Consider the following 833-nt stretch of genomic DNA (forward strand, 5'->3'; position numbering starts at 1 on the left):
AGCCAGGATCAAACTCTCCATAAAAAGAAATTTGATTAGCTCAAATTGTTTTGCTGGCATCATGTTTGATGTCCAAAATTGTGTTTTGTTCACTAACTCAAGGTTAGCTACTAAAAACTTTATTGATTACGTTTTGCTTGTTCAGTTTTCAAGGTTCATTTGTTTAAATTGGTGGAGCCTAGCGGGATCGAACCGCTGACCTCCTGCGTGCAAGGCAGGCGCTCTCCCAGCTGAGCTAAGGCCCCATAAAATGGTCGGGAAGACAGGATTCGAACCTGCGACCCCTTGGTCCCAAACCAAGTGCTCTACCAAGCTGAGCTACTTCCCGTTAAATGTTATATTGGCGCGCCCGACAGGAGTCGAACCCATAACCTTCTGATCCGTAGTCAGACGCTCTATCCAATTGAGCTACGGGCGCTAATTTTAAAAATGGTGCCGAGGGCCGGAATCGAACCGGCACGGTAGTCACCTACCGCAGGATTTTAAGTCCTGTGCGTCTGCCAGTTCCGCCACCCCGGCACATTTGGAGCGGAAGACGAGGTTCGAACTCGCGACCCCCACCTTGGCAAGGTGGTGTTCTACCACTGAACTACTTCCGCATGTGCATAAGATTTATTTATCCTGGCAATTATGAAATTCTAAGAAATGGTGCGGGTGAAGGGAGTCGAACCCCCACGCCTTGCGGCGCTAGATCCTAAGTCTAGTGCGTCTGCCAATTCCGCCACACCCGCATATTTTGTTGGCAATTTAAATGGTGAGCCATGAAGGACTCGAACCTTCGACCCTCTGATTAAAAGTCAGATGCTCTACCAACTGAGCTAATGGCTCAAAAT

At 48.4% G+C, this 833-nt stretch carries 7 tRNA genes; all 7 read right to left on the reverse strand.

Annotated features, from left to right (window positions below):
• Nucleotides 1-169 precede the first annotated feature (169 nt).
• The 7 genes from MOK21_RS23580 to MOK21_RS23610 all read right to left on the reverse strand — a co-directional run bounded on the left by MOK21_RS23580 (nt 170) and on the right by MOK21_RS23610 (nt 828).
• Nucleotides 170-245: transfer RNA gene (locus tag MOK21_RS23580), tRNA-Ala, on the reverse strand.
• 6 nt (nt 246-251) lie between these two features.
• Nucleotides 252-328: transfer RNA gene (locus MOK21_RS23585), tRNA-Pro, on the reverse strand.
• 13 nt (nt 329-341) lie between these two features.
• A tRNA-Arg gene (locus tag MOK21_RS23590) sits at nt 342-418 on the reverse strand.
• Between the two features lie 12 nt (nt 419-430).
• Nucleotides 431-519 (reverse strand) — tRNA-Leu (locus tag MOK21_RS23595).
• 5 nt (nt 520-524) lie between these two features.
• Nucleotides 525-599: transfer RNA gene (locus MOK21_RS23600), tRNA-Gly, on the reverse strand.
• A gap of 47 nt (nt 600-646) precedes the next feature.
• Nucleotides 647-731: transfer RNA gene (locus tag MOK21_RS23605), tRNA-Leu, on the reverse strand.
• Nucleotides 732-752: 21 nt separating this feature from the next.
• Nucleotides 753-828, reverse strand: a tRNA-Lys gene (locus MOK21_RS23610).
• Nucleotides 829-833: the final 5 nt, after the last annotated feature.

Origin of the sequence: Lysinibacillus sp. BPa_S21, from assembly GCF_023337795.1 — a bacterium.
Lineage (GTDB): Bacteria > Bacillota > Bacilli > Bacillales_A > Planococcaceae > Lysinibacillus.